At 62.0% G+C, this 3651-nt stretch carries 3 protein-coding genes; 2 read left to right on the top strand and 1 reads right to left on the bottom strand.

Features of this window, described 5'->3' with window-relative positions:
* Positions 1-405 precede the first annotated feature (405 nt).
* On the top strand, positions 406-1617 hold the full coding sequence (locus tag VFB05_RS12620) for an ISAzo13 family transposase (protein WP_325012791.1): 1212 nt from the start codon (positions 406-408) through the stop codon (positions 1615-1617).
* A gap of 317 nt (positions 1618-1934) precedes the next feature.
* On the top strand, positions 1935-3281 hold the full coding sequence (locus tag VFB05_RS12615) for an ISNCY family transposase (protein WP_325012789.1): 1347 nt from the start codon (positions 1935-1937) through the stop codon (positions 3279-3281).
* Positions 3282-3484: 203 nt separating this feature from the next.
* On the opposite strand, the gene VFB05_RS32160 is transcribed toward VFB05_RS12615, so the two are convergent.
* On the bottom strand, positions 3485-3640 hold the full coding sequence (locus VFB05_RS32160) for an S-adenosylmethionine:tRNA ribosyltransferase-isomerase (protein WP_414643190.1): 156 nt from the start codon (positions 3638-3640) through the stop codon (positions 3485-3487).
* Positions 3641-3651: the final 11 nt, after the last annotated feature.

The following is a 3651-nucleotide window of genomic DNA, read 5'->3' as shown; positions in this document are numbered from 1 at the left end:
CGCCTTTGCAAGGTTCGACTCGACGTAATGTTCCCGGCGCCCGCGCGCCGCGGCAGCACGGCCTCGATTGGCGGTTGCCCGGCGCGATCCTCGCGCCTGGCCGAAACTCCGCGAACCCGTGATCTCGGCGGCCGGTTCGACCGGACCGACTTCCCGTCTTCTTGCCGGGTCCGACCTCGCTATCCAGGTTTGCCGTGTCCGGGCGTGCCCTGTCCGGCGCGTACGGGAGCGTGGCATGATCGATAACCATCCTGCCTTGCCCGGCATCGAGCCATCCCATTTCCGTCGGTGTTTTGCTCTAAGGACACTGCGAACAATAACTGAATCGTAGTCCGGCGGTGGTGCGTCGGATTGACTCAGGTTTTGTGGATTCCTGTTTTCGGCGAACAGGGATAAGTCGGTGGCATGATCGACGAGGCGGCCATTCGGCTGCGATGGAACGCGGTCGGCTCGCAACTCGACGAGCGAGGGCGTCGCTTGTTCGCGGCGGCGGAGGTGCGGACCGCTGGTCGAGGCGGTCTCGCGGCCGTCTCGAAGATCACCGGGCTGGCCCGCTCGACGATCAATCGCGGCAAGCAGGATATTGACGCGCAGCCGCTGCCGAAGGGGCGGGTTCGCCGTGCCGGTGGTGGTCGTCGCTCGGTTTGCGAGAACGACCCGGGGCTCATCCCCGCGCTCAAGCGCTTGGTTGAGCCGGCGACGCTGGGGGATCCCATGCGGCCGTTGCTCTGGGTGTCGAAAAGCATCGAGAAGCTTGCCGCAACCTTGACGCAGATGGGGCATCCGATCAGTGCCGACACGGTGTGCGCGGAGTTGGTGAAACTGGGGTTCTCGCGCCAGTCCAACCGCAAGGCGGATGAAGGCTCGAAACATCCCGACCGAAACGCCCAGTTCGACTACATCAACGCGAAAGTCATTGCCGCGCAGGCGCAACGACAACCGGTCATCTCGGTCGACACCAAGAAGAAGGAATTGATCGGCAACTTCAAGAATGGCGGAAGCGACTATCGCCCGAAAGGCGATCCACGGCGGGTGAACGTCCATGACTTCGAGGACAAGAAGCTCGGCAAGGTCGTGCCCTATGGGGTGTACGATGTGACCGCCGACACCGGTTTCGTCAGTGTCGGGATCACCAGCGACACCGCCGAGTTCGCCGTGCAGTCGATCCGCTGCTGGCTCGAACGCATGGGACGACAGCGCTATCCCGATGCGCGGGAATTGACGGTCACGGCGGACTGCGGCGGCTCGAACGGTGCGCGTGTGCGGCTGTGGAAGCTGGAATTGCAAAAGCTGGCCGACGAGACCGGCCTGGTGATCCGCGTCCACCACTATCCACCGGGAACATCGAAATGGAATAAGATCGAGCACCGGTTGTTCTGCCACATAACGCAGAACTGGCGCGGCCGGCCGCTTACCGATCGCCTCGCCGTGGTCGAACTGATCGGGGCCACAACGACCAAAACCGGCCTGAGGGTCGAGAGTGCGCTCGACACGCGTAGCTACCAGAAGGGCATCAAGGTCAGCAAAGCCGTCATGAGATGCCTCAACATCGCAGGCGACCCGTTCCATCCCGACTGGAACTACACGATCACGCCACGACGGCCGGCGGAAACGTAGCGATTATTGTTCAGAGTGTCCTTAGAGGTTGGTTCGATTGAGATGCTTGGTTCAAATCCGCCGCCAATCGCGTCGAGACTTGGGTCATGCAAAGCGGGGGCGAGCACGTGAACAGAAGGTCGATGGAGTTGGGAAAAGGGTGGCTTCGCTTCCCGGGAGTCGCCCGCCCACTAGCTAGTGCCCGTCCATAAACGATAAATCACTGAAATTATTCAGCGAATCACGATTTTTGGGGGTGAAAGGCCCGGTGGTTTCGAGTAGACTTTGGCATCAAGCCACTGATTCCAAAGAACTATCCGCCACCACCGGAGCCGACAATGCGTCAAGAACGCACCGTCCAGGCGAGCATATTCGATCTGTTTGCTGGGCACGAGATCGGGCGTGAGCTGAAAGCCATGTCACAGTGGCTGGATCACCGTCCGGCGCTGCTCAAACTGGTGGCGACGGATCTGCTTCGGCGAGGTGTCAAGGAGACTGGGCGAGAGGGTTTGCCGGCGGAGTCGGTGTTGCGCTGCGGGCTGCTCAAGCAGCACCGGCAATTGAGCTATGAGGAGCTGGCGTTCCATCTGGAAGACTCAGCCTCCTTCCGCGCATTCGCAAGGCTGCCATTGTCGTGGACGCCGAAGAAGTCGGTACTGCACAAAACGATCAGCGCGATCCGGGCGGAGACCTGGCAAGCGATCAATCAGACCGTGCTTCAAAGTGCGCGCGAGGAGAAGGTCGAGACCGGCAGGGTCATCCGAGTGGACAGCACGGTCACCGCCGCGCTCATGCACCAGCCGAGCGACAGCAGTCTTCTCTGGGATGCGGTGCGCGTGATGGCGCGGCTGCTGGAGGAAGCCGATACCTTGGCCGGCGGATTCTGCAAGATCGCATGGCATGATCACCGCCGCGCCGCCAAGAAGCGCGCCCGTGCCATCAAGTTTACCCGCGGTCGACCGAAACGGGTTCCGCATTACCGCGAACTGATCAAGCTCACCCGGGCGACCCTCGCCTATCTCGACCAGGCGGCGACAGAGCTATGGCAGGTGCCAGATCCGATAGCGGTCGCGCTCTGGCAAGGCGAGCATTGCCACTATCGTCCACTGATCGAGCGGGTCATCTCGCAGAGCGTCCGGCGGGTTCTTTGCGGCGAAGCGGTCCCGGCCAGTGAGAAGATCGTCAGCCTGTTCGAGCCGCATGCCGACATCATCGTCAAGGGTAGCCGCGACGTCGAATACGGCCATAAGCTCAACCTGACCACCGGCCGGAGCGGCTTGATCCTCGACATGGTAATCGAAAGCGGCAACCCGGCAGACAGCGAACGCTTCCTGCCAATGCTCGAGCGCCATATCGACTTCTATGGCGAGGCACCACGACAGGCGGCTGCCGATGGCGGCTATGCCAGCCGCGCAAATCTCAGCCAAGCCAAGGCCCGCGGCGTTCGTGACATGGCCTTCCACAAAAAAGCCGGCCTGCGCATCGAGGACATGGTCAAGAGCGGCTGGGTCTATCGCAAGCTCAGGAACTTCCGTGCCGGCATCGAGGCCGGCATCTCATGCCTCAAGCGCGCTTACGGCCTCGCCCGATGCACATGGCGCGGGCTCGACCACTTCCGGGCTTACGTCTGGTCGTCGGTCGTCGCCCACAACCTCGCACTCTTCGCCAGGCTCAAGCCAACCTGACACGCCGAACCTATATGCACCGCACGCCTCGGGTGACCAGCCAATCCCCCGAGCCATCCCCCGTTCAACACTTTCCGCGATTCGACATCACCCCGACGTAGCCGCCATCGTTTTGGTCGAACCGTCGCGCAAATACCGCTCCTCGGGCATTCGACGTCGCCGGATTGCGCGATCAAAAACAGCCGTTTATGGACGGGCACTAGCTAGGCGGCGCGAAGAATGAGGTGGCTATCGCCGAACTCGTGCCAGAGATAGCCGGCCTGTTCAGCCTCTTCGTAAGCTTCGGCGACGCGTCTTTCACCGGCAACGGCGTGGAGCATGGCGAGGTGGGTTGCGTTGGGATCGTGGAAACCGGTGATCAGCCCGTCGA

Origin of the sequence: Bradyrhizobium sp. (assembly GCF_035652035.1) — a bacterium.
Lineage (GTDB): Bacteria > Pseudomonadota > Alphaproteobacteria > Rhizobiales > Xanthobacteraceae > Bradyrhizobium.
Note: the sequence above shows the minus strand (reverse complement) of the source record. Positions and strands in the feature narration are given on the sequence as shown.

Bases quoted from the DNA above. Each gene is read 5' to 3' on its own strand.
- VFB05_RS12620 (WP_325012791.1), top strand. From the start codon at position 406: ATGATCGACGAGGCGGCCATTCGGCTGCGATGGAACGCGGTCGGCTCG.
- VFB05_RS12615 (WP_325012789.1), top strand. From the start codon at position 1,935: ATGCGTCAAGAACGCACCGTCCAGGCGAGCATATTCGATCTGTTTGCT.